This is a genomic window from Rhodococcus jostii RHA1 (assembly GCF_000014565.1).
Taxonomy (GTDB): Bacteria; Actinomycetota; Actinomycetes; order Mycobacteriales; family Mycobacteriaceae; genus Rhodococcus_F; species Rhodococcus_F jostii_A.
On record NC_008268.1, the window covers coordinates 4,657,601 to 4,684,144 of the forward strand.

Here is a 26,544-nt window from a genome sequence, read left to right on the forward strand (position 1 = left end):
CCGTCGCATGACGCTGACGGCGAGCCGTCGCATGACGCCGACGGCGAGCCGTCGAGTTGGTGCTGACCTCTGAATAGGGGCACGCGCGGGCGTCGATTAGGCTGGTGACCCGTGAGTGAAGTAGCAGCCCAGCCAGTCGACGACACCCCCGAGCAGCTTCGCATCCGCCAGGAGAAGCGTGAGCGCATCCTCGCGGAGGGACGCGAGGCGTACCCGGTGTCGGTGGCGCGCACCCACTCGCTGGCGGAGATCCGGGCCAAGTACCCGGAACTCGAGCCCGACACGGCCACCGGCGACCAGGTCGGTGTCGTCGGCCGGGTGATCTTCGTGCGCAACACGGGCAAGTTGTGCTTCGCGACGCTGCAGGAAGGCGACGGCACCCAGCTGCAGGCGATGATCAGTCTCGCCGCTGTCGGTGAGGATGCTCTCGCGTTGTGGAAGGCCGATGTCGACCTCGGTGACTTCGTGTTCGTGCACGGCGAGGTGATCAGTTCCCGTCGCGGTGAGCTGAGCGTGATGGCCGATTCGTGGCAGATCGCGTCCAAGTCGCTCCGGCCCCTGCCGGTTGCGCACAAGGAGATGAACGAGGAGTCGCGGGTCCGGCAGCGTTACGCCGATCTGATCGTGCGCTCCGAGGCGCGGGAGAATGCGCGTAAGCGGGTGGCTGTCGTCCGTGAGCTCCGGAACGCGCTCGAGCTGCGCGGGTTCCTCGAGGTCGAGACGCCGATGCTGCAGACGGTGGCGGGTGGCGCCGCGGCCCGCCCGTTCATCACTCATTCCAATGCCCTGGATATCGACCTCTATCTCCGTATCGCTCCCGAACTGTTCCTGAAGCGGTGCGTCGTCGGCGGTATCGAGAAGGTCTTCGAGATCAACCGGAATTTCCGCAACGAGGGTGTCGATTCGACGCACTCGCCGGAATTCGCGATGCTCGAGACATACGAGGCGTACGGCACGTACGACGATTCCGCCGTGATGATCCGCGAACTCGTCCAGGAAGTGGCGCAGGCCGCTTTCGGTTCGCAGGTCGTCACACTCGCCGACGGCACCGAATACGACCTCAGTGGTGAATGGAAGACCCTCGAGATGTACCCGTCGCTGTCGCAGGCGATCGGTGTCGAGGTCACTCCGGATACCACCGTCGAGGAATTGCTGGCGCTCGCCGAGAAGGTGGGCCTCGAGGTCCCCAAGGACAAGGGTTACGGGCACGGGAAGCTCGTCGAGGAACTGTGGGAGCACCAGTGCGGCGACCAGCTGTTCGAGCCGACGTTCGTCCGTGATTTCCCGGTCGAGACGTCGCCGCTGACTCGTGACCACCGCAGCAAGGCCGGGGTCACCGAGAAGTGGGACCTCTACATCCGCGGGTTCGAGTTGGCCACGGGCTATTCGGAATTGGTCGATCCGGTCATCCAGCGTGAGCGGTTCGTCGATCAGGCGCGTCTCGCGTCGGCTGGTGACGACGAGGCGATGGCCCTCGACGAAGAATTCCTCGCCGCTATGGAGCAGGGAATGCCGCCGACCACCGGCACCGGAATGGGAATCGACCGTCTGCTGATGGCTTTGACGGGATTGGGAATCCGCGAAACAATCCTCTTTCCCATTGTTCGCCCTTCTTCTCGCTGATTCACCAGGGTGAATTCGCGCGGATAAATTCGATCCATTCCTCGTATTCCGAATCGGAAGAACAGGGGTATGGTTACCTCCGGGTCGTAGCTCACGTTGACGATGAGACGTCGCTTCATTCGAGAGGAATTTCATCCCATGGCTAAGAAGGTCACTGTCACCCTGATCGACGATGTCGATCAAGAGGCGTCTGCCGACGAGACGGTCGAGTTCGGCCTCGACGGTGTTCAGTACGAGATCGACCTTTCCTCGGAGAATGCGGCGAAATTGCGCGAGCAACTCGACGTGTGGGTTTCCCACGCGCGCAAGGTGAGCTCGCGCAAGCGCGGCAAGGCCGTGGCGGCTCCGGCCGCCACCAAGTCCCGAGTTTCGGTCGATCGAGAACAGAGCGCCGCTATCCGGGAATGGGCGCGCAAGAACAACAAAAAGGTTTCTGCGCGCGGACGTATCTCCGCGGAAATTATCGACGCCTACAACAAGGCGAACTGAAAGTTAGCTGGGGACAGAATTTGCTGATTCGCTCCGCGAGGTGACCTGCACTGTTACCGTCCCGCACTGATTCGTTAATCGGGAAGTCGGGGGGTAGCTGTGCGGCGCTGCGTGACCGTTTCAGGGATTCTGTTCCTGGCGTTCGTGATGTGGGCCGGGGTGGCGTCCGCGGCGCCGACCTATCCGGTGCCGGATTCGTTCCTCGCCGGCGTGCCTCTCGAATTGCGAAATCCGGGCGGTTCGGCCCCGGGTTCGAACGACTGGTCCTGCCGACCGAGTGACGCGCATCCCGAACCGGTGGTCCTCGTCCACGGCACGGGAGGCGCACGCCAGACCAACTGGGCGGTGTACGCACCGCTCATCGCCAACGAGGGCTACTGCGTGTATTCCCTCACCTACGGCAACTTCCCCGACCTGCCGTGGCCGCTCGATGCGATCGGCGGGATGACTCCCATCGACACGGGCACCGCTCAGATCGCCGTATTCGTCGATCAGGTGCTGTCGAGCACAGGCGCCTCGAAAGTCGACCTGGTGGGACATTCCCAGGGCACTCTGCAGGCGAACAACTACGTGAAGTTCTTCGGCGGAGCAGACAAGGTCGCGAAGGTCGTGTCACTGGCACCGCCGTGGCACGGCACGTACGGCACCGATCAGGTCAGCGTCGGGCGGTACATGCGGTCGCTCGGCATCGACGACGAGGTGGCGGCAGGTTTCCCCGTCTGCCGGGCCTGCCCCGAGATGCTGCAGGGTTCCGCGTTCATCGACCGCATGCGGGCGGACGGGGTCTACGTCCCCGGCGTCGAGTACACGAACATCGCCACCCGCTACGACGAACTGGTCGTCCCGTACACGAGCGGCATCGAGCCGGGCCCCGACACGACGAACATCGTCGTCCAGGACGGTTGTGAGCAGGACTACTCCGACCACGTCGCCGTCGCCGGTTCTGCGCGGGCCGCGGGATTCGTGCTGAACGCGCTGGATCCCGCGCACCCGCGCGACGTGCCCTGCCGGTTCGTCGCCCCCATCGCGGGGTAACCTTTTCTGGCCTCGTCGCCGGTTACCGGGAGAGTCCTGAGCAACCCGCTGGGTATCGCGGTCGCCGCCGGCGGAAACGTAAGGGTGGCGAACTCACAGCTCATCGACATACCCTGTCCGGACACGCAGGTCTGGCTTCGTTCGAAAAGCGGGCCGCGAACTTCGCGGGCAAGCGGTTGTCGCATTTCTGTGACACCACGGCCAGGACGTGCCCGGAGGATCCCGTCCAGGACCGTCTGGATGGGGAACAACTGGAAAGAAGTGTCCATTCGAGCCGGTCCCGGCGGCTACGACATGGTGGTCCGCATCGGCATCGCGGAACCTGTTCGCTCCAGGCGTACAGCGAAGGGGAAACGATTGCCGGAGCTGGGGCGTTAAATACGGGTAAGCAGGCCTGCACTTCCATCTAAAGGGGTGGAGGGGCAGCAGGTCGATCGGCAGCCAACTAGAGTAATAGCTGGGGTCGTGGAACCTTCGTCGGTTCGGGGCTTCGGCCCTCGCAGCAGGCGCTGGCGATCTGCTTGTAGTGCCGGAGCGAAACGCGGCGAACAGGAACGAGACACCCGGTCTCGTGACTGCACGTCGGAAAGTGTGAGGGAGAGCGATGTTCGAGAGGTTCACCGATCGCGCACGGCGCGTTGTTGTCCTGGCTCAAGAAGAAGCCAGGATGCTCAACCACAACTACATCGGTACGGAGCACATCCTGCTCGGCCTCATTCACGAGGGCGAAGGTGTCGCTGCCAAGTCGCTGGAGTCGTTGGGCATCTCCCTCGAAGGAGTGCGCAGCCAGGTCGAGGAGATCATCGGCCAGGGCCAGCAGGCCCCGTCCGGCCACATCCCCTTCACCCCGCGTGCCAAAAAAGTCCTGGAGCTCAGCCTGCGCGAGGCACTGCAGCTCGGACACAACTACATCGGCACGGAGCACATCCTGCTGGGCCTCATCCGCGAGGGTGAAGGCGTCGCGGCGCAGGTGCTGGTCAAGCTCGGTGCCGACCTCAACCGGGTGCGTCAGCAGGTCATCCAGCTGCTCTCCGGCTACCAGGGCAAGGAGCCGGCCGAGGCCGGCGGCACTCGCGGCGAGGCGGGCACCCCGTCCACGTCGCTGGTGCTCGACCAGTTCGGTCGCAACCTCACCCAGGCCGCCCTCGAAGGCAAGCTCGACCCCGTCATCGGCCGCTCGAAGGAAATCGAGCGCGTCATGCAGGTGCTGTCGCGCCGTACCAAGAACAACCCGGTCCTGATCGGCGAGCCCGGTGTCGGTAAGACCGCCGTCGTCGAGGGTCTCGCTCAGGCCATCGTCAACGGCGAGGTCCCCGAGACGCTCAAGGACAAGCAGCTGTACACGCTCGACCTCGGGTCGCTCGTGGCAGGCAGCCGCTACCGCGGTGACTTCGAAGAGCGCCTGAAGAAGGTCCTCAAGGAGATCAACACCCGCGGCGACATCATCCTGTTCATCGACGAGCTGCACACCCTCGTGGGTGCAGGCGCGGCCGAGGGCGCCATCGACGCGGCCTCGATCCTCAAGCCGAAGCTCGCCCGCGGTGAGCTGCAGACCATCGGTGCCACCACCCTCGACGAGTACCGCAAGTACATCGAGAAGGACGCCGCACTGGAGCGCCGCTTCCAGCCGGTGCAGGTCGGCGAGCCGACGGTGGAACACACCATCGAGATCCTCAAGGGTCTTCGCGACCGTTACGAGGCGCACCACCGCGTGTCCATCACGGACGGTGCACTCGTCGCCGCGGCCACCCTGGCCGATCGCTACATCAACGACCGCTTCCTGCCGGACAAGGCCATCGACCTCATCGACGAGGCCGGAGCCCGGATGCGCATCCGCCGGATGACCGCACCGCCGGACCTCCGCGAGTTCGACGACAAGATCGCCGACGCCCGCCGCGAGAAGGAGTCCGCGATCGACGCGCAGGACTTCGAGAAGGCCGCGAACCTGCGCGACAAGGAGAAGACCCTCGTCGCCCAGCGTGCGGAGCGGGAGAAGCAGTGGCGTTCCGGCGACCTGGACGTCATCGCCGAGGTCGACGACGAGCAGATCGCCGAGGTCCTGGGTAACTGGACCGGCATCCCCGTGTTCAAGCTCACCGAGGAGGAGACCACGCGTCTGCTCCGCATGGAGGAGGAGCTGCACAAGCGGATCATCGGTCAGGAAGACGCGGTCAAGGCTGTCGCCAAAGCCATCCGTCGTACCCGTGCCGGCCTGAAGGACCCGAAGCGTCCGTCCGGTTCGTTCATCTTCGCCGGCCCGTCCGGTGTCGGTAAGACCGAGCTGGCCAAGTCGCTCGCCAACTTCCTGTTCGGTGAGGACGACGCTCTCATCCAGATCGACATGGGTGAGTTCCACGACCGCTTCACCGCGTCGCGGCTGTTCGGTGCCCCTCCCGGCTACGTCGGCTACGAAGAGGGCGGCCAGCTCACCGAGAAGGTGCGCCGCAAGCCGTTCAGCGTGGTGCTGTTCGACGAGATCGAGAAGGCACACCAGGAGATCTACAACACGCTCCTGCAGGTGCTCGAGGACGGCCGTCTCACCGACGGTCAGGGCCGGACCGTGGACTTCAAGAACACGGTGCTCATCTTCACCTCGAACCTCGGTACCTCGGACATCTCCAAGGCTGTGGGTCTCGGCTTCACGTCCGGTAAGGGCGACGAGTCGAACTACGAGCGGATGAAGCTCAAGGTGCACGACGAGCTGAAGAAGCACTTCCGTCCCGAGTTCCTCAACCGCATCGACGACATCGTCGTGTTCCACCAGCTCACCACCGAGCAGATCGTTCAGATGGTGGACCTGATGGTGGCGCGTGTCGAGGTGGCCTTGAAGAACAAGGACATGACGATGGAGGTCACCGACAAGGCCAAGTCGCTGCTGGCCAAGCGTGGCTTCGATCCGGTCCTGGGTGCGCGGCCGCTGCGTCGCACCATCCAGCGCGAGATCGAGGACCAGCTGTCGGAGAAGATCCTCTTCGGCGAGGTCGGCCCCGGTCAGATCGTGTACGTCGACGTCGAGAACTGGGACGGCGAAGGCGCGGGCGAGGACGCGAAGTTCACGTTCCGCGGCGAGACGAAGCCGGTCACGGTTCCCGACGAGGTTCCGGTCGACCTGGCCAAGTCCGGCGCAGCCGACTCGGAGTAGACAGGCAGTAGTCGAACGACAACGGGCCGCCGGTGGTTTTCCACCGGCGGCCCGTTCGTGTGTGCGGGTCAGATGCTCTTGCGTCCCGACCAGTTGGCGAGTCGCTCGGTGGGTCCGGCGGTGGGGTGCGGTTCGACCACGTCCGCGAACGGCACGTGGCCGCCGCGTGTCTCCGCCGGGATCGCGTGCCGTGCGACGGCGAGCATGGCCTCGGCGAGCTCAGGGCGGGTTTCGGAGGGCTGGCCGGTGGCGACGGCCAGGTCCCAGCCGTGCACGAGAGTCTCGTTGATGTAGCCCCAGATCGCGGCCCGGCCGGGGACGGTGCCCCACGGCGCGGTCACCGTCGCGTCGAGCCGGCTGTCGTCGGCCCAGACGGGCCACATGCGGTCCGTTGCGGACCGGTAGGTGTCTGCGTAGCCATCGTCGGGGATGTCGGTGACGACGAGCGGAACGGTGCCCGGGTCGCCGCCCTCACCGATCACGCGGGCACGCTCCACGGTGGCGACGAGGTGGCCGAGCAGGGTGCGGACGTCGAAGTCGGCGCAGGGAGTGGCTGCCGTCAGCTGGTCGTCGCGGACTTTCTCGACGAGGGCGGTGGTCCAGGCGAGGGCTTCGCGGTACAGGGGCCGGGGGTCTGTCGTGTTGTTTGTCATGAGGCAACTATCGCCGTGAAACATGACATCTCCTGTCATGTATTTCTGCCAGACTTTCCGCATGCGCGCCGACCGTCTGCTCTCGCTCGTCCTCCTGCTCCGTAACCGCGGGCGTATGTCGGCGTCGGCGCTGGCCCGCGAACTCGAGGTGTCCCCGCGCACCGTGTTGCGGGACATCGACGCACTGTCGACGGCGGGAATACCGGTGTACGCCGAACGCGGTCGTGACGGCGGCTTCGAGTTGCTTCCGGGATTCACCACCGACCTCACGGGCCTGACCGTCGACGAGGCCAAGGCCCTGCTGGCGGCAGGCTCGGCGATGACGTCGGAATCGCTGGGCATGGCGCCGGCGTTCGCGTCGGCGATGCGCAAGGTGGTGGCGGCGATGCCCGACGCACACCGGGCGGCGGCGACGAAGGTGGCGGAGCGGGTGTACGTCACCCAGGGATCGTGGCTGACCGATCCGGAACCGGTGGACGATCACCTCGGGCTCATCCAGCAGGCGGTGTTCGTGGGCCGGCGGCTGAGCATCCTGTACCCGTCGCGGGGCAACGACGCGGTGTGGCGCGTCATCGACCCGCAGGGGCTCATCCACGCGGCGGGACGGTGGTATCTGGTGGCGACGGACGCCGGCCGCGACCGGACGTACCGGCTCGAGCGCATCGAGGACGTCCGTGAACTCGACGAGCCGGCGCAGCGATCTGCCGACATCGACCTCGCCGCGATCTGGGAGCGTCGCCGTTCGGCGTTCCGGGCGCGCGGGACGCCGGTGGTCGCCGACGTTCTCGTGGACCGTGAGCGCCGCGACGACCTGGTGGAGCGTGCCTACGCCGTCCGCTCCGAGCGGTCGGTCGGCGACGACCGGGTGCGGCTGGAAGCGGTGTTCGGCGACGACTCCCACGCACGCGGGGTTCTGTGGGCGTTCGGCGAGGCCGCGGAAGTGCTGGCACCGGACGCTCTGCGGGCCGCCCTGCGTTCCCGCGCGCTGCGCATGTCCGCCCGGTACGAGTAGGTTCGACACGTAAACCGAAGAACCACGAGAGGATGTGGCATGCCGACACGTACCGCACGGACCGCTTGGAACGGATCGCTCGAACAGGGAAGCGGTCAGGTGGAACTCACCAGTTCCGGTGTCGCGACCTTCGACGTCTCGTTCCCGAAGCGGGCGGCCGAGGAGGCTGGTGGAACCACCAGCCCGGAGGAGCTGATCGCCGCGGCGCATTCCTCCTGCTATGCGATGCAGTTGTCCGCGCTCATCGCGGAGGCAGGCGGCACCCCGCAGAGCCTCGAGGTGAAGGCGGATGTCTCACTCGGACCGGACAATCCGGGTTTCAAGCTCACCGGCATCAAGCTGACGGTCCGCGGCGAGGTTGACGGTCTCGACGCCGACGGATTCGCGAAGGCCGCTCAGGCCGCGAAGGAGTCGTGCCCGGTGAGCAAGGCGCTCACCGGAGTCGAGATCACGCTGGACGCCGCACTCGAGGCCTGAGTGCAGTCGGCTACTGACGGTTGAACCGTGCGCGCACTTCCTCCATCTTCGCCTCGAGTTCGTCCGGGCTGATGACGCCCTTGTCCATCAACGCGTGAGCGGTGGCGACGACGGACCGGGAGCGGACGGGGAAGTCGCGGTAGATGGTTTCGCCCAGTTGGTCCTCGGTGTGGCGCCTGTCGAGATTGTCCCAGGCGCCACGCCAGGACAGGCATTCCGCGGTGGCTTGCATGCTCGATTCCCACGGGTCGGGCTTGCGGTCGAGGTCCGGTAGCGTGACGTCGTCGCGGGTCGTCTCCGGCGTCAGCGTGTTCAGGATGACGTCGTAGGCCTTGTCCGTCATCATCGCGCGGTTCCTCCGTTGTCCGAGGGTGGTGTGGTCGCGGTCCAGTCGACCTGCGGTACGGCGACACCGATCATGGTGTCGCGGGTGACGATCGACGCCAGTTGCTCCTCACTCCACCCGTCGGTGCCCTCGGGGCGCATCGGCATCACCATGAACCGCGATTTCTGGTTCGAATCATGCACGCGCACTTCGACATCCGGTGGGAAGTGTAAGCCGAATTCGGCGATCACCTCGCGGGGCCAGCGCACCAACCGGCGGCGATAGTTGGGGGTGCGGTACCAGTCCGGAGACATACCGAGGACGGGCCGCGGATAGCACGAACACAGCGTGCAGACGATGACGTTGTGGACTTTCGGGGTGTTCTCCAGCACGTAGAAGTACGTGTAGTCGCTCGGCGTGCCCGATCCGGTCGGGTCGCGCCAGTCGATCCCCACTTCCTTGCACGTTTCGGTGCCGTCGGCCAGCAGTCGCTTCTTGAACTCCGGGTCGACCCACGCCTTCGCGACCAATTTCGAACCACCCGACGGCCCTACCGATTCGGCCCATTCGGAGAAACGGCGGTGATCCTCGCGGGAGAACAGTCCGTGCTCGATGGACAGTTCCCGAATGGCGGTCTCCAGGATCTCGAACTCGCTAACCTCCTCCGAGGCCTGGATGGGGGCGTGATCGTCGTGCGAATGCGTCATGTGTCCGCCTCTCCTGCCGGCTCGAGCCAGCGCTCGGAGCACTCGGTTTCCAACGTGTCGATCTCGAATCCGGTGTAGCGGGGCCAGAGGTCGGTCTGCCGGAAGCGGACGACGTAGAACGGCTCGGTTCGGCCGTCCTCCACGCGTCCCCACGCCTCGTCCTCGGGAATCACCCACTCCGGGCGATGTTCGACGACCACGCCGGTGTGCCCGCGGATGAATGCCTGAGTCCGGGTGTGGAACATCGACGTCGCGTCCTTGACGGTGACCCGGTCGCCGATCTCGAACTTCGTCATGACTGGCCTCCAGTCGCGTTCCCGCCACCCGACCGGGCGCGGACCTCGTCGATCTTGGCGGACAGTTCGTCGGGCGTGATCAGGCCCTTGTTGATGAGCGTCTTGGCGGCCACCGTGATCCACCGCGCGTAGTACGGCAGCCCGAAGTAGAGCGTGGCGCCCAGGTCGTTCTCGGCGCGGCGGCGCTCCTCGGAGTTCCACACACCGCGCCACCCGAGGCATTCGCACGTGACGTATGTGCTCATCTCCCAGTCCTCTTCGACCTTCTCCTCGTACTTGACGGGAAGGGCGGCCTGGCCGCCGACGTCGTGGAGAACGTGCCGCAACGCGTCGAACGCGGAATTGGACAGGTAATACGGCGAATCCATCTCGACGTGATGGATCGGGCCGTACTCCGCGACCCTGTTCGCCTGTGCTTCGAAATCTGCTGGAGAGTTCATCGCGTGCTCCGTCGTGGTGGAACTAGTGACAGGGAACTCCCAGGAGGTGGCGGCCGTCGTGCATCAATTCGTGCAGGTACATGCCACTTCGGGAGATCGCACCCTGGTCGAATCCGACCAGGTAGAGGGTGAGCAGAGCGAGCAGGACGACTCCGACGGCGATCAACACGATTCCGAGTGACTCGACGGGCTTGCTCGGTGAGGAGACGTAAACCATGGCTACTCCTGGAGGAGTTCGGATTCCACGATCTTCGGGTTCAATGATCATCGAACCGCCGATTGTCCGGGCATCGCGACGAGCGCCCCTCACTCAGCGGCACGATCGATACGACGTTACTCTCGCCGTGTCGATCCCCTCACCGTACCGTTCGGTCGAATCCGGCGTGCGGAAATGCAGCGCGGCGAACCAAGACAAACACCGCGTCGAACCTGGCGGAACAGAATGCACCATCGATTCGTTCCACTGAACTGTGAAGACACAGCAGAACACCGACAGCGACATCGAGATCGAGATCTGGTCTGACGTCGCCTGCCCCTGGTGCTACATCGGCAAGCACCGTTTCCTGTCGGCCCTCGCGGAGTTCGAGGGGGGCGACCGGGTGAACGTGGTGTGGCGGTCGTATCAGCTGTCGCCGGAGACACCGGTGGGGGAACGGCGCAGTGAACTCGACGCCCTGGTGGAGAGCAAGGGTATGCCCGCCGAGCAGGTCCGTCAGATGTTCGGTCACGTTGCGCGCACGGCGGCCGACGAGGGGCTGAGTCTCGACTTCGACACCGTGATCGCCGCCAACACCTTCGACGCCCACCGGTTGATCCACTTGGCGGGCGATGAGCGAGATGCCGTGGTGGAGGCACTGTTCCGTGCCCACTTCGGTGAGGGGGCCGTGATCGACGACCGCGAGGTGCTCGTCGACATCGCGTCGCGCGCCGGCCTCGACGCCGACACCGTGCGCGCCGAACTCGAGTCCGATGCCGGTGCGGACGCGGTCCGCGCCGACCTCGAGACCGCCCGTCGACTACAGGTGTCGGCGGTGCCGTTCTTCGTCGCCAACCGCCGCGTCGCCGTGTCCGGCGCGCAACCGAAGGACGTGTTCCTGCAGCTTCTGACCCAGGCGAGCGCGGTGCCGGTGAACTAGCGGCGCGTGAAGTACCGGTTGGCGTCGGGCCGGAACATGAGTGCCACCGCCGCGATCACCGCCACGAGATGGGTGAGCCGGGCGGTCGCGATCACCGCGGCGTCGAGGGTCAGGCCGGAGACGGCGGACATCGGGTCGTTGCCGGCCCACATCCAGGTGATCGGTTCCATCACGAGCGAAGCGACACCGAACACGCCGAGACCGATCGCGAGGGTGTTCCGCGCCCATGCCCTGCCACTGCGGAAACGGGTCATGACGAACAGCACCGCGCCGTAGACGACGATGCGGACCACGAGTTGCCGGGCGAGGCTGGCGACGTCGGCGGCCGGGCCCTCCAATGCCGGCGACGTGTGCGCGATGGCCTCGACCTCGCCGGCGAACAGGGCGAGTCCGAGCAGCCGGTACGCGCGCTCGACCGGCTGCGGGACCGAGGGTGCAGTGCGAGTGGTCATGTCCCAATGCTGGTATCGGCGACGTCGCGGCACATCACTCCGGGGAGTGGAGGCCACCCCTACCCGGGTATGGGTGCGACACGCTTGCCATCACCCCGTACGAGGGGCACATTGAAATGCACGTCGTCGGCAGGGAGGCACTGTGCGCGAGCAGACACGGTCCGGAGATGCGTGGCCGGCGTTGAAGGTGGACGACTGGACGTCGACGCGGAACACCCTGCACATGTGGACGCAGATCGTCGGGAAGATCCGCTTGGCCCACGCACCGCTGATCAACCACTGGTGGCAGGTCCCGCTGTACGTGAGCCCCCGCGGTCTCACGACGTCGACGATTCCGTACGGCACCGACTGTTTCGACATCGAATTCGACTTCGCCGACCATCGACTGGTGATCCGCACCAGCACGGGCGGCACCGGGACGGTCGCCCTCGAACCGAAGTCGGTGGCCGATTTCTATGCGGAGACGATGGACACGCTGGCCGAACTGGGTGTGGCGACGACCATTCTGGCCCGGCCCAACGAGGTGGACCCCGCCGTCCCGTTCGCGGAGGACACGCAGCACTGTTCGTACGACGGTGAGTCGGTGCACCAGTTCTGGCGGCAGCTCGTGCAGGCCGACCGCGTCCTGCACGAGTTCCGTTCCCATTTCATCGGGAAGGTCAGTCCCGTGCACTTCTTCTGGGGTGCGCTCGACCTGGCCTGTACGCGGTTCTCCGGAAGAACAGCACCGACTCATCCTGGGGGAGCGCCGAACTGCGGCGACTGGGTGATGGTCGAGGGTTACTCGCATGAGCTGAGCAGCTGCGGTTTCTGGCCCGGTGGTGGCGTCGAAGGCGCGTTCTACGCGTACGCCTACCCGGAGCCGGACGGGTTCGCCGACTACCCGGTCAGGCCCGACGGAGCCTTCTACAGCAAGGAGAACGGCCAGTTCCTGCTGCCGTACGAGACCGTGCGCACCGCAGACGATCCCGATGCCGCACTGCTGAAGTTCCTGCACAGCACGTATGACGCGGCCGCCGAGCGGGGTGCCTGGGACCGGGCCGCCCTGGAGGCGGACCCGGCCCGATGGGACAAATCCCGCTGACGCCCTGTGGGTCAGGCGGCGTTCGCCGGCGCGGGTGCCGTGGCCCGGGTGGCGCGCTCCGTGAGGAACGCGAATGCCAGTCCGAGAACCAGCCACAACGTGGCCTGCGTTGCGAGGGACGACAGCCGGAACTGCCACAGCAGCACTGCGGGGAAGTCGTCGCCCACTTCGTCGACGGTGGGCAGCACGAGGTAGCCGATGGTCACCACGACGAGGAAGGCGAGAACCGGCGCCGCGATTCGCAGCGACAGGAATTCCTGCGCCGCGACGGCCTTCGCCGCGAAGACCGAGGTCACCACCGCGAGCAGACCCAGCACGACTGCGGCGAGCCACAGCCAGGTGCGCTGGGTGATCGTTTCGGGGTCTCCGACAGCCGGTGGGTTGGCGGGGTACTTGAAGAACGGCACCGCCTCGATTGCCAACCAGCCCAATGTGGCCAATGTCAGACCGAGCAACGGCCCGGACAGCGTCGTCACTCGACGTGCGTAATTCGCGACGACGGCGAAGATCGCCCCCAGAGCCAGGCCCGCAAGGGACGTGGCGAGGAACAGCCCGAAGCGCTGTCCGTCACGGCTGACCAGTGCCTCTTCCTCGTCGTGCGAGTGCCCGGCCGGCTCGGCCGCCTGAGTGGCGTCGTGTGAGTGGACTTCGGCTTCGGCGGCGCTGTTCGACTCTTCGATCGCGATGGCCGCATCGATGTGCGACTCACCGAGGACGAACGCGACGCCACCGGCCAGGATGCCTGCGATCAGGCCGGCCAGCAGGCCGCGGATGAGGAGTTTCGCGAAGGAATCGGTCAGTGGCATGGCAGACCCAGGAGGTGGCGGCCGTCGTGCATCAGTTCATGCATGTACATGCCACTGCGCGAAATCGCGCCCTGGTCGAAACCAACGAGGTAGAGAGCGAGCATCGCGAACAGAACGATCGCGAAAGAGATGACGGCGAGACGGGTCGTGTCGACCGACGAGCCGGGTGCGTAGGCGAGTGCCATAGTTCCTCCTGGGATTTCGCGTCCCCTAGGTCCAGGCGATGGCCGCAGTATCTGGCTGTCGAGGTGGCTCCCGTGAAGGACTACTCCGATTTACAGTGGCGCGACCGCTCCGGGATTGCACCGGATTCCTGCCGAACCATCGCTTTGTCCTGCGAACTTTTGCACCCGGCGGGCCGTCGTGTCAATCCTCCCGCTCGGCCCCGTCTCTCAGCCCTTGTTCGCTGCCGCGACGTCGAGAACGACCTCGAACTCCAGCAGAGACGCTCCGGACGCCACCGGCTTCTTCTGCTCACCCGCGTGTGCTTCCCGGGCCGGACCGTCGCGCCACGCCGCGAATGCCTCTTCGCTCTCCCACTGGGTGACGACGAAGTAGCGGTTCTCGCCCTTGACGGGGCGCAGAAGCTGGAATCCGAGGAAGCCGGGGGAGTTCTCCACGGCGTGCGCGCGCGCTGCGAAGCGCTTCTCGAGTTCGGGGCCTGAGCCCTCGGGGATTTCGATTGCGTTGATCTTTACCACTGCCATGCGGGCGAGATTACTCCGCTAGCGTCGGAGGGGTGGCAGGTGAGAGTGCGTTGCACGACGAGGGTGGGACGGGGCAGCAGATTCTGCTGTTGCACGGGCTGATGGGCAGCGCGCGGACCTGGGGTCGGCACGTGCCGTGGTTGCGCGAGCACGGCCACGTCTTCACGTTCGACGCCGCAGGTCACGGCAGGCCCGCACCGTCGCGGTTGACGACGGAAGCGTTCGTGGCAGATCTGGCCGCCGCACTCGCGCCCTTCGCCGAGCCGTGGGTGGTGATCGGTCATTCGATGGGCGCCCTGCACGCGTGGTGCCTGGCGGCCGAACACCCCGAGAAGGTGTCGGCGCTCGTGCTCGAAGACATGGCCCCCGACTTCCGGGGCCGGACCGCCGCGGACTGGGCGGCGATGATCTCGAACTGGCCGCAGCCGTTCGCGACACGGGAAGACCTCTTCGAGTTCTTCGGTCCGGTTGCCGGACAGTACTTCCTGGACTCGTTCGAGCAGCGCGCCGACGGCTGGTACCTACACGGGGACGTCGACACGTTCCGCGACATCTCCGAGGAGTGGGGCGGCAGGCACTTCTGGGACCAGTGGGCGTCGATCACCGTTCCTGCCCTGCTGATCGAGGGGGAGTTCACGATCACCCCCGACGGTCAGATGCGGACCATGGCGGAGCGGCATCCCGGCGCCGAGTACGTCCGCATCGAGGACGCCGGGCACCTCGTCCACGACGACCAGCCGGAGCAGTACCGGAAAGTGGTCGAGGAGTTCCTCCACGGGCTGGGCTGAGAGCCACCTCGTCCGCTGCGCAGGAGATTGTGTTCGTTTTTTTCGCTTCATGGTTGAGGTATGGCCGCTCGGATGAACCACACGGTGTTGCCGCCGGGCGCCGACGATCGGGACCTTCTCACCCGCGTTGAAGTATGTTATCGCTGGTCAGGATGATGTGACGATCTCGACTCCGGAGGGTTCGGCGCCGTTGCCGGACAGTGTCCGGAGGCTGCTCGTCGACGCGGTCACGGCTCTGGATCGGGGGCAGGCGGTGACGGTGGAGCCGCATCGGACGGTGTTGACGACGCAGGAGGCCGCGGAACTGCTGGGCATTACCCGGCCGACGTTGGTGCGGTTGCTGGGCCGGGAAGATTCCGTACTCGTCGCCGGGCAGGCACCGGCGGGTGGAGTTGGCGGACGTGCCGGCCTTTCGACAACACGAGCGCGCGCGATGCGGTCAGGTGTTCGAGGAGATGGCGCACGAGGAAACCCCAGACCCCGGCGACGCCGCTGACGGCTTCGTCTCGACCCGCTGATCGAGGGGCAGGGCAACCATGGCTGCCTGTCGGGTGGTTCTCGACGCGTGCGTCCGGCTTCCGCAGCTGACCGACGAGCAGATCGACTCGTTGCCGCCCGAGGTCCGGCAGACGTACCGGCAGCTTCGTGCGGTGGATCCGGCCGAATGTGGATCCCGACTTCCGGGCGGTACTGGCGCAGAAGTGGGTGCGTGACAACCACTGTCAGTTGACTGTTGACTGTTGACGGTTGGGAAAGTGAGGCGGTTGAGGCCGCCCTTGCCGGGCCGGTGCCGGCTCATCCGCTGTGGGTGCCTTTCGACCAGGATGGTCGCCCCATAGGTCGAGGCGCTCTACGTACTCGACGCCTCGGCGCTGGAGGGCGGTCTGTGGCAGCCGAACGATCCCCGGTACGTGTGCCCGGTCCTCGTGCATCTCGTCGACGGGCGTTGGCTGGTGCGAAATCTGGGGTCGGAGTCGGACCCTGCGACTACCACCTGAACCTACGTCGGTGCGGGCGGGGGTGGATGGTTGCCAGCCCCTGGGTATCTATCGCGCGATGCGGTGAAACCTCACGCTGGTTGAACGCCCGGCAGTCCGGGAGTTCCACGTATTGCTGTACTCCACAACCTATTCGAAGGCGCACAATGTATTTCGACTTCCGTGACAAGCCCGACCGTCTCTGTGTCAAAGAAATGGTTCATGGCTACAACATATCCAGCTGCTTGTTCGTAGCCGTCGAGCTGGAGCTCGCCGATCTGCTGGCGGCGGGCCCAATGGCGCTTGCCGACCTCGCCCAACGAAGCGGCACTGATCCCGATGCGCTGAAGCGGATCCTCCGCCTACTCATGAGCGCGGGGATCTTCTCCGTGGACGAGCAGGACAGATGCGCACTCACGCCGCGAGCCGAATTCTTGCGCAGGGATAATCCGGAATCGATCGCAAGCGAGGTGGAGCTCTTTGCCGGCGCAGAAACGTACCTGGCCTGGAGTGAGCTGCTCCAATGCGCACGTACGGGACAGACAGGATTCGGCCAGTTCTTCGGCAAATCCCTCTTCGAGTACCTGGCCGAGCACCCCGACTCCGCCCAGCGCTTCCATCTGGGCTGGCACGAGATCTCGATCCGCGCCGGTCTCGAGACCGCGGAAGCGATCGATTTCACGGACAATCGGCACGTCGTCGATGTCGGCGGTGGCTACGGCATCGTGACCGCCCAGCTGTTGCACAAACACGATCATCTGCGGGGCACGATTTACGACTTGGAGTTCTCGCTGGCCAGGGCCGGTCACACGTTGCGGGAATATGGCGTCGATGAGCGGTGTGGCATTGTGCCCGGCGACGGTTTCACAGAGGTGCCTGGCGGGGGCGACGTCCACCTGCTCAAGAGCGTTCTCCACACGATGAACGACGACGACTCGGTACGCGTCCTCATCAATTGCGCGAACGCACTCGAGCCCGGCGGCAGGATCCTGGTCCTGGAGCGGGTGATCAGCGGGGACGGCGGATACGTCTGGGGAAATGTGGTGGACGTCGCCATGCTGGTCATGACGGGCGGCCGGGAGCGAACGATTCAGGACTACGCGCGCCTATACGAGCGCGCAGGCCTCGAACTCACCGGCAGTACGCTCCTGCCCTGCGGCTTCAGCGTAATCGAGGGCCGGAAGTGAGACCGGCCGGACGAGCGCGACCTCCGGGAATCAGCGGACCTCGAGGAGCTGGGTCGGCATGGCTCACATTTTGATCGTCGGCGGACATGACGAGACTTTCCGAAGGATCGAAGATCTACCGGTCGAGCTGTCTGTGTTTCAGAATTCCGAATCGGTCACCGCGCGGCAGGCCAGGCGCGCCCACCGGCTGTGCGTATTCGATTACCGCAACCAGGCAGAGGCGCTCAGCATGGCGCAGGAGCTGCACGAGGTTGAACCCGTCGATGCCGTCGTGTCATTCACCGAGCACGGCCTCATGCCGGCCGCCGTGATCAAAGAGGCATTGGGCATCAAGGGCAATGCGCGGGAAGCCGTCCGGTTGACCCGCGACAAGATCGCCATGCGCGAGCACCTGGCCGGCCGTGATCTCGGAGCTGTGCTGACCCGAAGCTGCGATTCGGCCTCCGAGGTACGGAGCTTTCTTCGGTCAGTGGGCGGCCCGATCATCGTCAAGCCGGCTGAAGGCGCCGGCAGCTCCGGTGTTTTTCGCGTCTCCAGCCTTGACCAGGTCGAATCCGCATTCGCCTGCTCTCGCGGCGAGTGCCCCGGGCCGACCCTCGTCGAAGAGTTCATCGACGGCCCCGAATACAGCGTCGAATCCTTCACCACGGATGGCCGGCACGACATCATCGCGGTGACCGCAAAAACCACCACCGGCCCGCCACGGTATATCGAAACCGGTCATCTGATGCCGGCCGCGCTCGCGGCATCGGCCCTTGCCGAGCTCCGCCGTCTCGTCACCGATTTCCTCAGTTCGATCGGTCATTCCTTCGGGCCGGCTCATACCGAAGTGCGTATCGGTTCGGCCGGGCCCCGGATCATCGAGGGCAATACCCGTCCTGGAGGCGATTTCATTTGGGAGCTGGTGCACCGTGCGATGGGTCGCGATCTGGTCCGGGAGTCGATCTGTCATCTTGCCGGGCTGCCGCCGCAATCGCGAGCACCCGGGCGCGGTGCAGGCTGCGTCGCATTCTTTGGTTACGAGAATGTGGTGATCGAACGCGTGCAGGGCATCGAAGCCGCGCGTCAGGTCGAGGGGGTCATCCGGTTGCAGTGTTCTCTCGAACCAGGGCAACACCTCGGTCCACTCCGGTCCTCTGCGGATCGTCAAGGTGTCATAGTCGCGGTCGGCACTGATCTCGTGGACGCCGAGCGCCGCTTGGCTGAGGCGCAGGCTCGGATTCGGGTGGAGACGAGCGCCTACGTAGATCTCGTACTATCTGCCACTGGTGTGGCTGATGGTTGAGATGTACGTGTGTCACGGCTACCCGCATCACCGTGTGGTGGTGTGGGTTGGACCGTGTCCCACACCGACGCTTGTGGTGCAGGAACATGCTGTGTCGGAGTCACCCCCGCCCGCGGCGTTGTGGTGCGGAGGCTGCGGCGGACCCGGCGACAAATACGAGAATCCGATAGATAGCTTTAGATAAATTGACAACAGCTGACAGCCCTCTCCCGCACTGACCGGGCAGATTCACGTTCTGTCCGGTCAGCCAGTTGTGGGGCATTGCGTGGGCTGCTCAATCGGTACGACTTGCACGGTCGTCAGGATTTCGCGAATGAGTGAGGTCACTTCAGAGCTCGACCGGCCGGCGACGATGCCGCTGACGGGCAATTCGAAATCGAAATAGCTCACGGTCTCCGGAAGAGAAGCGCCCGCATCCAGCTCCTTCCATCGAACAACGTCTGGGTGGGCCTGAAACCGTTCTCCACCCGATATCGCGCAGTACCGCGACGGAAGCAGGTGACCCGGGAACATGAAATCCCCGTAGACCGTACTGCTCGCCGTACTTTCGAACCACCGTTTCAGTGGATTGATTTCGAGAGGTGACCAATCGAGGTTGCAGGCCAAACCGGCCGCGACCAAGTCGATGCCTGTGGCAAGCCTGAATGTCTCCTTGATATGTCCGCCGCCAGGGCGGGCGCCGACCTCCAGGAAAACCATTCCATCTGCGGCCTCAATCATTTCGAGATGGAATGGGCCATTGTCGATACCCACGGCCCGAAGGTACTCGACCGCTACCTTGCAACGCCCACCGTCGTCGTCGACTTGAATCGATCCCTGCGGAACTCCCTGGGCAAACTCGAGGCAAGTGCCCAGATATCTGCTGGCGACGATCGCCACCGGCGCACCGGCAAGCATCACGCCATCGAAGTGGAAGATCGGCCCCTCCACATATTCTTCGAGCTGGAAGCGTTCCGGATCCCAGTCCTCCAGACCCGTAGGGTGGTTGAGAATCGCAGTGCCGGCGTCAGCGTAGGTGGCGAAAACGAAAACATCCTTGCTGGCGGTTCCATCGAGTGGTTTGAGCACCGTCTTCCCAGCCCAGGGAGTGACATCGGCGGAGGAAGCGGTGAGCGCCTCATCGCAGCGAACAAATCTGGGCACGCGAAGTCCGCATCCTGCGACTGCGGCTTTCATCGCTACCTTGTCGTTCACGATGTGGACCTGCTCCGGTGATACTCCTTCTACTCCGAGGCTCCGTCTTATCTGCGCTGCCTCCATCATCTCGTACTGGGAGACGCTGATGACTCGGTCGAAGGCATCGTCGGGGGAGAACAGGGTGCGAACTTCCTCGGCCAGACCCGCTCGACCCGGGCGTTCAACCCTCGTGCAAGGAAGTTCGGGCGGCACGGTCGCAAGTTGCGCACTCGAGCCCACGTAGACGACATCGTGAATTCCATGATCGATTACACGATGGTATTCGATGAAGGAATACGGAACGCGATGGAGAATGAGCAGTTTCATTCAGAAGACCCCACTGGATGGAATATCGTTCGGCGAAATGGACTTTCACCTTCCAGTACTATCCCGGGCCGACGGCCGTGAAACTAGGAACCCTGGGGGGAAGGATGACCCACCTTGCTTGGTCGTCATCGGATCGCGGACCGGCCGTTGGTCAAGTGCCGATACTCGGTTGCAATCGCATCGACCACTGCGGACTTCGCATACCGGATCTCGTCGATGCCGGAAACCTCCATGATTTCGATCGCAGTCCCGCACAGAAACGCGGCGTCGAACGATCCGATCTCGTCGTAGGCGATGTCGCGTTCCGTTACCGAGAGCTTCAGTCGCGGACACAGCTCATCGATTATCACCCTTCGGGTAATTCCGTCGAGGGCCAATTCGGCAGTCGGCGTGAACAATGCGTTTCCCTTGACGAAGAACACGTTCGAGCCGCTCGACTCGCACACAGCGTCGGCTGTCGAGAGGAAGAGCACATCATCGTAGCCGTCGGCCCGCCCGCGGTGGCTCAAGTAGCTCAACGCGTAGGTAGACGACGTTTTCGCCTGATACGGGTGGCACGAGGCGGGTGCACGCCGCCACGTTGCCGTCGAGAGCCGATATTGCTCCGCGGCCGAATTCGAAGGAAAGGGCAGGGCGAACAGGACCACCTTGCTGGAAGAGCCCTGCGCCTTGAAACTCACATCGGTGTCGTCATAGAAGACCAAGCACTTGATGTACGCATCGGCCAGATCGTTGGCCCTCACCAATTCGTGGCACGCGTCGGCCAAGTCCGCATTCGAATAGTGCACGGTGTGCCCGAACAACTCGGCGGACCGTCGCAACCTCGCTATGTGGTCGTCGCATTTGAAGATGCTGCCGCCGTATGTGCGGATACCGTCGAACACCGAGGTGGCATAGGACAACCCATGGGTGGCAGGTGACAGGATCACCTCGTCGAATCGCACGCATCTTCCATCTGCCCAGGCTATTTCGCTGATCATCTCAGTCTCCATGTCGCGATCTCGCGTAGTCTTGCATCGCCTGTGTACGCTGTGTGTTGACCGGAATCAGCCAGTTGTCCAGGTCGACAATGTGAATTGCGCCCACCCGGACCTTCGCGTCGATGGCGCCTCGGCCGAGACAGACGTCCGCGAAACCCAGCCGATCCGCGAAATGATACATTTGGTAGTAGTCGGCGATATACAGATTCAACCCACGCGGAATTCGGTCATGGTCCAGTCCCCGAACGAGTTTCGTAAACACGCCACGGTGATCGTCGGCGTAGCTCAGTGATCCGGCCAACGGAGTATTCGAATACTTGTCGTAGTCCAGCTTCACGAAGTATTTCTCACCTTCGGACGAGCGTGCCAGCATACGCAGCACATCGCTCGTATAGAGGTTCTTGGCGTGTCGGTACTTGGCCACATTCAAGGCCTGAAGGCAGGCGAAATCGCGCAGGACCCGATTGTCTTCTGCCACGTCCGAGAGACGGTGTATCTCGGTTGTGCACGCCGCTTCGGCCTTCCTCGTGAGCCTGACGATTGATTTGTATTGGCTGGCTCCTACCGCGGTTCGCAGGGCGAGGTCCACACTTCGCGAAGACCGGAAGAATGCCGCCTTCATGAATGGAACTGCAATGACGTCGGCGCGCCGACGGCGATCGGATCTGCGAAGGGAAGGGACCAACAACCAGTCGGCGGTTGACGCCAGGCTCGACAACTCCGCCAATGTCCGATCGTCGGGCTCGTCGCACACGGGCATGTAGAAGTATCCGGGTGCGACGTACGCTCGCTCGTGATGCAGGGCGTCATTGCTCCTCACGCTGCCCTGGAGTACCGCGTTCCAGTGCGCGATGTTCCTCAGCGGAAGTTGTGGCCGTGGAACGTTGTGACTGTTACAGAACGCATCGCGTTGGGGCAGCCATTCCATGGTCTTCCTCCTGTCCATTCCAGTTCCGATCGGCTGTCGTGTGCGACTGGCCAGAATCCTCGAGGAGGCGTCGCTGGCCGTTGAAGTGGAAGACTCGGTTGGCAAGTTCGGTCAGCTCGGGATTGTGCGTGATGATGAAGAAGAGCGTGTCCGGCAAGGCAGAGATCACGGCCTGCAATATCGAGAGCTCCGCTGTTGTACTCAACTCGGAAGTCGCTTCGTCGAGAATTGCGACCGCCGGGCGATTGATCAACAGGTCGAGGAGCGCCAGCCGCTGCAGTTCCGTCTTGCTCAGATTCAACTGACCGGTGGCAGGGACGGGCTCGTCGAATCCGGACGGTAGTCGCCCGACGACGTCTGCCACGTCGAGATAGTCGACGACGCGAGCCAATTCGAGCGGTAACGGGCTGTTGAAGTGTTCGATCAATCTGCCTGGCTTGAAGATCGGACTCGACGTCAGGAGGAGGATGTCTTCGGCGTGGGAATTCGAGACGTATCCCGTCGTCCGGCCCAATGTCGAGAGGACGCCTGTTGTCGGCTGCAGACTGCCCACAACCAGCTTCGCAAATGTCGACTTACCGACCCCGCTCGGGCCCATGACGACCACGACGTCTCGGCTGGCAAAGGACTCGGAAAGCTCTTCCAGTAGCACCGCCCCGGTGTGCGGCGCGACGTACGTTACCTCCGAAAACGATACGAGCGCTGCGTCTTCAACTGCTGAGCGGGTCCAGCACTGCGCCGGGCCGGTCGGAGGCGTGAGGAGACGATCCGCGCTGTCGAGAACCTGTCTGAGGTCCACCAGGCAACGGCCCACTCGGGCGAAGACAGCGATGAGGCTGTACGAGAGACTGAGCGCGAGAACACCGCTGAGACCGGATCCGCCGCCGGCCTGGACAAACACAGTTGAACCGACGACGACCGACAGGAAGAGCACACCCATCAAATCGAGCTTGTAATTGAACCAGCGGCGCGCGCCCGCATTGTCCATCGAAGCGAAGGCGCGATTCATCAAACTCTTGTTCAGCCAATTGACGAGGGCCGAGTTGTCGCGTGCCAAGTCGAATCTCGCTGAGCTCCAGGTAATGGCCTCGACCCGCTCCAACACGGTCGACGTCGTACCGATCTCTCTATCGTTGAAGTCCTGCAGTCGCCTTCCCGATCGCTTCGAACTGTGCCAGTAGGCGAAGCACATCCCGACAAGGGGCAGCAGGACGAAAATGTTCTTGCTCAATACGAACGCGGCGGTCGTGAGCAGCAATGTAACCGCACCCAGCGTATTCAGAAGTACTTCTGGCAGAAGTTCGTCGATACGTCGTTGATCCCAGGTCAGTTTGCTCTGATAGTCCTGATCGACCTCGTCGAAGGCCGGCCTGGGCTTTGGACTCATGACGGTCGAGAAGTAATTCCGACATTTGCGGGATGCCGCCACGATGCTGCGTTTGACTATGAACAGGGAGGTGAAAATCGACAGGAGGGCCCCGGCGGACAGTGCGGCGATGAGGGTTGTCGCTGCTGTCCGCGCATTCGTGGTCGAAATTCCGCTGGCAGCTGTGTAGTCACCGACAATCGTCAGAACGTCGCGGCACGCAAACAGGACGCATGCGACAACCGCGACCTTCGCGACGCCCAGGCTCATCAGACTGCGGCGTGACGAAGTCGAGAGTTCCGCTCGGTCCACGCCCTGGGGACGGCGAGCGACCGACCGATCCTCTGGAGCGAGAAGCCTTTTGCGTTCTCGAGCAGGGTTCGCCGCACGTGGTGTGAGGTTTCGCATCACCTCCACGACTTCGCCTCCGGCCACTACCCATATCTCGTCTGCAGCATCTTTTTCATCGGGCTTGTCCGTTGCATAAATGACCGTGGTGTCGTGCCACGGCCCGCGCAGAAGGGAGGCCAACAGCCCATTCGCCAGGTCGTCGTCCAGCCCTGCTGTGGGCTGATCCAGGTAAACGAACTTCGGTTCGGCCAGTATTGCCCGTGCCAGTTCCAGCCGCTTCCCCTGCCCGCGGGACACGTTCCAGCCCTCGGTCCGGTCGCGTGACTTGCTCGAGAGGTAGTCGCCGTAGAAGGTTCCGGGAAGTCGGGACAGTGCCAAGGCTCGACGGGCCTCGTCGTCGGTGAATTCGCTTCGATAGAGACACAAATTCTCGTAGAGCCCGCCAGGGAATATCCACGGTTCATCCGGTACGAAGAACGTTTTGCTGTTCACCTGGCTGCTGTGGCGTGCACCGATTTTCAGAACGGACGTCTTGCCACTGCCTGCGGCGCCGACGACGGCGATGTGCTTCGCCGTTGTTGCCGGTAGGCGCGTTGCGGTCGCATCGGTGTCCAGCGAGTGCGGACTGGATAGATACTTCGCAACGTTGGTGTGCCCGACAATGCCCTGGGACAGACTCTGAACAATGAAGGGGATATTGTTGGCGACGGATTTCAAGCCTCCGACCAGCGCCATTGTGGACAACAGGCCTGCTGGATCGACGTAACCAACGTGGGCCAGCTGGGTAAACACCGCGGCAAGCATGGCAACGATCGGAGTGAGTGTCGATATGAGGTTGATCCGCGCGATGAGACGCGCCGCTTTCAGGAGCGCGCGCTCCTCGCCATCTCGCTTGTCGGCATAGCGCCGAAAGAGTTCGTCGTTCCAGTTCTTGAGCCACGCGAGCAGGCGATTGTTCAGCGAAAACAGGCCGACTTCGATGCGATCTGCCGCCGTCGCCGACAGTGCAGCGTGCGCGGCATTCAATTGTTTGGCGTTCCAGTAGATCACCGCGGAACTGACGAGAATCACCGACAGGGCCGCCAGAGCGCTCAGTCCCAACGCCACGAAGAAGTACGCGGAGGTAAAGGTGATGGTTGCGAGTGCCAAAATGATGAAAATGATTCCCGACCAAGCATTTTCGACGCGTGCTGCCTCCCGGTCCAGAAGGGTGACCAGGTCGGCCGGTTGGTCGGAAGGGGCAATGCTGCGTTTCTTGTGCAGCAGCCTTTGTTCGATGTATGTCCGGGCTCCGATGCCTACCACGTCGGCTTGCATGAAGGTGTGATTCAATGCAAGCCACGCCAAGTAGGTCAGCACGATGCAGGTGATACCAAGCGTGAGGTTCGTCGTGAGTGCTGAATCGCCGGTGACGAGGTGCTGGATAAGCGATTTCAGCGTGATCGCAGCACCGAAGGCGCATCCTGCATTGACCGCGATGGCCACGAGCCCGAGCATGATGTCACGACGAAGTCCGCCGAAGACGGATCTGCTCAGTCGCTCGCCTCGGAGCGCGTTCACGCTGTCCCGCTGCGCCGCGTCACACCACCGCTGCCATCTGGCAAGGTGCGAGGCGTTGGGCACAGGGTCGAGTCGAGTTCGGGGTTTGGGAACCTCGAACCAGACGACTTTCCTGAGGACGCTCAGCATGTGGAGTACGTGGGGACCGCCGTGTCGGCCAGGGCGATCGACGCGATTCTGTCGCACAATTGCGTGATCATCTTCCATCCCTCGGCGAGTGCTTCGCGGAGTTCTCGAATCTCGGCCGGCGTTGCGCGATCGAGCAGATCGATCCCCATACTCACGTGCTGGCCGTCGTCTTCTCCGTGTTCTTGGAAGTGCGGAATTGCCGGAAACGCTCGCGCCGCTTCCCGGTGCCAGATTTCGCCACTACCTTCAAGCACCACATGCATCAGCAGAGTGCGCACCATGTCGCTCCGGTACAGCATTTGATGCCTGAACCACTCCATTGTCGATACGAACGTCTCATCGGTGACCGGCGCGTGCGCTGATCCCCGTTGGTTGCGCAGGTTGTCGTTATGGCCCAGTTCCTCGACCAGATGGTCGAGCGCCACCTGCTTGTGCGCCGTATCGGTGGTCATCGCGACACGCAGGTGCAGCAGGTCCTGAAACACGTCCGACCAGGTCTGCTGGCAGTCGAGCAGCCGTTCCCGAACGTGGGGGTCGTCGAACGAGGGGTCATCGATCAGCCGCAACAGGCTGCTGGTACCAAATTGCTGCAGGTACTTCTCGTTGTCCGCCAGGAGCACAGCCGCCCGATTCGGTACCTCGCCTGCAAACACCGCGTTGGGCTTCTCGGCGTCCTCGTAGAGTGCCTTGCCGTTGAACTGGATCGAGAGCGCCCAGAAACCGTCCCGGGTTCCTTCGAAGCCGTGCCAGGAGTCGCCGGGGACGAGGATCATGTCTCCCGCACCGACCTCCTGCTCAGCACTGCCCATCGTTCGTCCGGAACCCTCGCAGATCAGGATCAGACTGGGCTCCGGGTGCTTGTGCACCGCCAGCACCTCACCGCACTCCAACCTGACCCAGCTGATCGCCAAATTGCTGGAGGCAGGAATGAATTGCGCCAACTGAGGGTGTTGGCTGAATATCTTGACGACACCCAGGTTGTGGACGCTCCCGCCGACAACGGCTTCGTTGATCGTCTCGAGTGCGCTTCTGGCGATTATGTGCATAGATTTCTTCCTTCTGTGGGATCGACCTGCCTCGAGTTCTGTATCGCTCCCAATCCTGGG

Annotated in this window: 26 protein-coding genes, 1 pseudogene and 1 riboswitch; of the genes and pseudogenes, 11 read left to right on the forward strand and 16 right to left on the reverse strand. The window is 63.8% G+C overall.

The annotated features are described in order from the left end of the window. Positions 1-111 precede the first annotated feature (111 nt). The 4 genes from lysS (at position 112) to RHA1_RS21530 (ending at position 6,289) form a co-directional block, all read left to right on the forward strand. Positions 112-1,623, forward strand: coding sequence for a lysine--tRNA ligase (gene lysS, locus RHA1_RS21515; protein ID WP_009477486.1), 1,512 nt, complete (start codon positions 112-114; stop codon positions 1,621-1,623). Positions 1,624-1,761: 138 nt separating this feature from the next. Further along, on the forward strand, positions 1,762-2,112 hold the full coding sequence (locus RHA1_RS21520) for a histone-like nucleoid-structuring protein Lsr2 (protein WP_005244957.1): 351 nt from the start codon (positions 1,762-1,764) through the stop codon (positions 2,110-2,112). A 99-nt stretch (positions 2,113-2,211) separates the two neighbouring features. After that, positions 2,212-3,147: an esterase/lipase family protein gene (locus tag RHA1_RS21525; protein WP_011596828.1), complete on the forward strand. Its 936-nt coding sequence runs from the start codon at positions 2,212-2,214 to the stop codon at positions 3,145-3,147. 604 nt (positions 3,148-3,751) lie between these two features. Then, positions 3,752-6,289 carry an ATP-dependent Clp protease ATP-binding subunit gene (locus tag RHA1_RS21530; protein ID WP_005244954.1) on the forward strand — a complete coding sequence of 846 codons (2,538 nt, stop codon included), beginning with the start codon at positions 3,752-3,754 and terminating at the stop codon, positions 6,287-6,289. Between the two features lie 68 nt (positions 6,290-6,357). Here RHA1_RS21530 and RHA1_RS21535 read toward each other — a convergent pair whose 3' ends face one another. Beyond that, entirely contained in the window at positions 6,358-6,966 is a 609-nt protein-coding gene (locus RHA1_RS21535) for a TIGR03086 family metal-binding protein (protein ID WP_011596829.1), read from the reverse strand. 37 nt (positions 6,967-7,003) lie between these two features. Here RHA1_RS21535 and RHA1_RS21540 point away from each other — a divergent pair, with 37 nt between their 5' ends. Next, on the forward strand, positions 7,004-7,954 hold the full coding sequence (locus RHA1_RS21540; RefSeq protein WP_050787350.1) for a helix-turn-helix transcriptional regulator: 951 nt from the start codon (positions 7,004-7,006) through the stop codon (positions 7,952-7,954). Between the two features lie 39 nt (positions 7,955-7,993). Then, a complete protein-coding gene (locus tag RHA1_RS21545; RefSeq protein WP_011596831.1) occupies positions 7,994-8,431 on the forward strand; it encodes an OsmC family protein in 438 nt (145 codons plus the stop codon). 10 nt (positions 8,432-8,441) lie between these two features. Here RHA1_RS21545 and RHA1_RS21550 read toward each other — a convergent pair whose 3' ends face one another. Genes RHA1_RS21550 through RHA1_RS21570 form a run of 5 tightly spaced genes read right to left on the reverse strand, consistent with a single transcriptional unit; the run spans position 8,442 to position 10,416 of the window. Next, positions 8,442-8,777 (reverse strand): SH3-like domain-containing protein, encoded by a 336-nt coding sequence (locus tag RHA1_RS21550; protein ID WP_011596832.1) that lies wholly within the window; start codon positions 8,775-8,777, stop codon positions 8,442-8,444. Next, positions 8,774-9,463 (reverse strand): thiocyanate hydrolase subunit gamma, encoded by a 690-nt coding sequence (gene scnC / locus RHA1_RS21555; protein WP_009477494.1) that lies wholly within the window; start codon positions 9,461-9,463, stop codon positions 8,774-8,776. The genes RHA1_RS21550 and scnC overlap by 4 nt, the downstream gene beginning before the upstream one ends. Further along, positions 9,460-9,759, reverse strand: coding sequence for an SH3-like domain-containing protein (locus RHA1_RS52925; protein WP_009477495.1), 300 nt, complete (start codon positions 9,757-9,759; stop codon positions 9,460-9,462). Before RHA1_RS52925 ends, scnC begins: the two co-directional genes overlap by 4 nt. Next, positions 9,756-10,199 carry an SH3-like domain-containing protein gene (locus RHA1_RS52930; RefSeq protein WP_009477496.1) on the reverse strand — a complete coding sequence of 148 codons (444 nt, stop codon included), beginning with the start codon at positions 10,197-10,199 and terminating at the stop codon, positions 9,756-9,758. Before RHA1_RS52930 ends, RHA1_RS52925 begins: the two co-directional genes overlap by 4 nt. A gap of 22 nt (positions 10,200-10,221) precedes the next feature. Further along, positions 10,222-10,416 (reverse strand): CbtB domain-containing protein, encoded by a 195-nt coding sequence (locus RHA1_RS21570; protein ID WP_011596833.1) that lies wholly within the window; start codon positions 10,414-10,416, stop codon positions 10,222-10,224. A gap of 253 nt (positions 10,417-10,669) precedes the next feature. Between RHA1_RS21570 and RHA1_RS21580 the strand changes: the two genes are divergently transcribed. After that, positions 10,670-11,335, forward strand: a complete 666-nt coding sequence (locus tag RHA1_RS21580; protein ID WP_011596834.1) for a DsbA family oxidoreductase — start codon at positions 10,670-10,672, stop codon at positions 11,333-11,335. Here RHA1_RS21580 and RHA1_RS21585 read toward each other — a convergent pair. Next, complete coding sequence (locus RHA1_RS21585) at positions 11,332-11,787, reverse strand: hypothetical protein (protein WP_050787351.1); 456 nt, start codon at positions 11,785-11,787, stop codon at positions 11,332-11,334. The two genes, RHA1_RS21580 and RHA1_RS21585, sit on opposite strands and share 4 nt — an antisense overlap. 142 nt (positions 11,788-11,929) lie before the next feature. Between RHA1_RS21585 and RHA1_RS21590 the strand changes: the two genes are divergently transcribed. Further along, positions 11,930-12,871, forward strand: coding sequence for a DUF5996 family protein (locus tag RHA1_RS21590; protein WP_011596836.1), 942 nt, complete (start codon positions 11,930-11,932; stop codon positions 12,869-12,871). A gap of 11 nt (positions 12,872-12,882) precedes the next feature. On the opposite strand, the gene RHA1_RS21595 is transcribed toward RHA1_RS21590, so the two are convergent. The 3 genes from RHA1_RS21595 to RHA1_RS21605 form a co-directional block, all read right to left on the reverse strand. Then, entirely contained in the window at positions 12,883-13,677 is a 795-nt protein-coding gene (locus RHA1_RS21595; RefSeq protein WP_011596837.1) for a CbtA family protein, read from the reverse strand. After that, positions 13,668-13,862 carry a CbtB domain-containing protein gene (locus RHA1_RS21600; protein WP_005244930.1) on the reverse strand — a complete coding sequence of 65 codons (195 nt, stop codon included), beginning with the start codon at positions 13,860-13,862 and terminating at the stop codon, positions 13,668-13,670. The genes RHA1_RS21595 and RHA1_RS21600 overlap by 10 nt, the downstream gene beginning before the upstream one ends. Positions 13,863-13,885: 23 nt before the next feature. Then, a riboswitch (cobalamin riboswitch) is annotated at positions 13,886-14,018 on the reverse strand. Between the two features lie 51 nt (positions 14,019-14,069). After that, positions 14,070-14,384: an antibiotic biosynthesis monooxygenase family protein gene (locus tag RHA1_RS21605; protein WP_009477502.1), complete on the reverse strand. Its 315-nt coding sequence runs from the start codon at positions 14,382-14,384 to the stop codon at positions 14,070-14,072. Positions 14,385-14,416: 32 nt separating this feature from the next. On the opposite strand from RHA1_RS21605, the gene RHA1_RS21610 reads away from it, so the two are divergent. The 3 genes from RHA1_RS21610 to RHA1_RS21630 all read left to right on the forward strand — a co-directional run bounded on the left by RHA1_RS21610 (position 14,417) and on the right by RHA1_RS21630 (position 18,621). Next, positions 14,417-15,172 (forward strand): alpha/beta fold hydrolase, encoded by a 756-nt coding sequence (locus RHA1_RS21610; protein ID WP_016884150.1) that lies wholly within the window; start codon positions 14,417-14,419, stop codon positions 15,170-15,172. A 1,144-nt stretch (positions 15,173-16,316) separates the two neighbouring features. Next, a complete protein-coding gene (locus RHA1_RS21625; protein WP_011596840.1) occupies positions 16,317-17,336 on the forward strand; it encodes a methyltransferase in 1,020 nt (339 codons plus the stop codon). Positions 17,337-17,394: 58 nt separating this feature from the next. Beyond that, positions 17,395-18,621: an ATP-grasp domain-containing protein gene (locus RHA1_RS21630; RefSeq protein ID WP_011596841.1), complete on the forward strand. Its 1,227-nt coding sequence runs from the start codon at positions 17,395-17,397 to the stop codon at positions 18,619-18,621. Here RHA1_RS21630 and RHA1_RS53265 read toward each other — a convergent pair. The 6 genes and pseudogenes from RHA1_RS53265 to RHA1_RS21655 form a co-directional block, all read right to left on the reverse strand. After that, positions 18,576-18,770: pseudogene (locus RHA1_RS53265) on the reverse strand (hypothetical protein); the annotation flags it as partial. The gene RHA1_RS21630 and the pseudogene RHA1_RS53265 sit on opposite strands and share 46 nt — an antisense overlap. A gap of 94 nt (positions 18,771-18,864) precedes the next feature. Then, positions 18,865-20,124 (reverse strand): ATP-grasp domain-containing protein, encoded by a 1,260-nt coding sequence (locus RHA1_RS21635; protein ID WP_011596842.1) that lies wholly within the window; start codon positions 20,122-20,124, stop codon positions 18,865-18,867. Between the two features lie 125 nt (positions 20,125-20,249). Next, complete coding sequence (locus RHA1_RS21640) at positions 20,250-21,116, reverse strand: aminotransferase class IV (protein WP_337504435.1); 867 nt, start codon at positions 21,114-21,116, stop codon at positions 20,250-20,252. Continuing rightward, positions 21,106-22,032, reverse strand: a complete 927-nt coding sequence (locus RHA1_RS21645; RefSeq protein ID WP_041811844.1) for a hypothetical protein — start codon at positions 22,030-22,032, stop codon at positions 21,106-21,108. Before RHA1_RS21645 ends, RHA1_RS21640 begins: the two co-directional genes overlap by 11 nt. Next, positions 21,998-25,438, reverse strand: coding sequence for an ATP-binding cassette domain-containing protein (locus tag RHA1_RS21650; RefSeq protein ID WP_011596845.1), 3,441 nt, complete (start codon positions 25,436-25,438; stop codon positions 21,998-22,000). Before RHA1_RS21650 ends, RHA1_RS21645 begins: the two co-directional genes overlap by 35 nt. Then, positions 25,432-26,484, reverse strand: a complete 1,053-nt coding sequence (locus RHA1_RS21655) for a cupin domain-containing protein (RefSeq protein ID WP_011596846.1) — start codon at positions 26,482-26,484, stop codon at positions 25,432-25,434. Before RHA1_RS21655 ends, RHA1_RS21650 begins: the two co-directional genes overlap by 7 nt. Positions 26,485-26,544 lie beyond the last annotated feature (60 nt).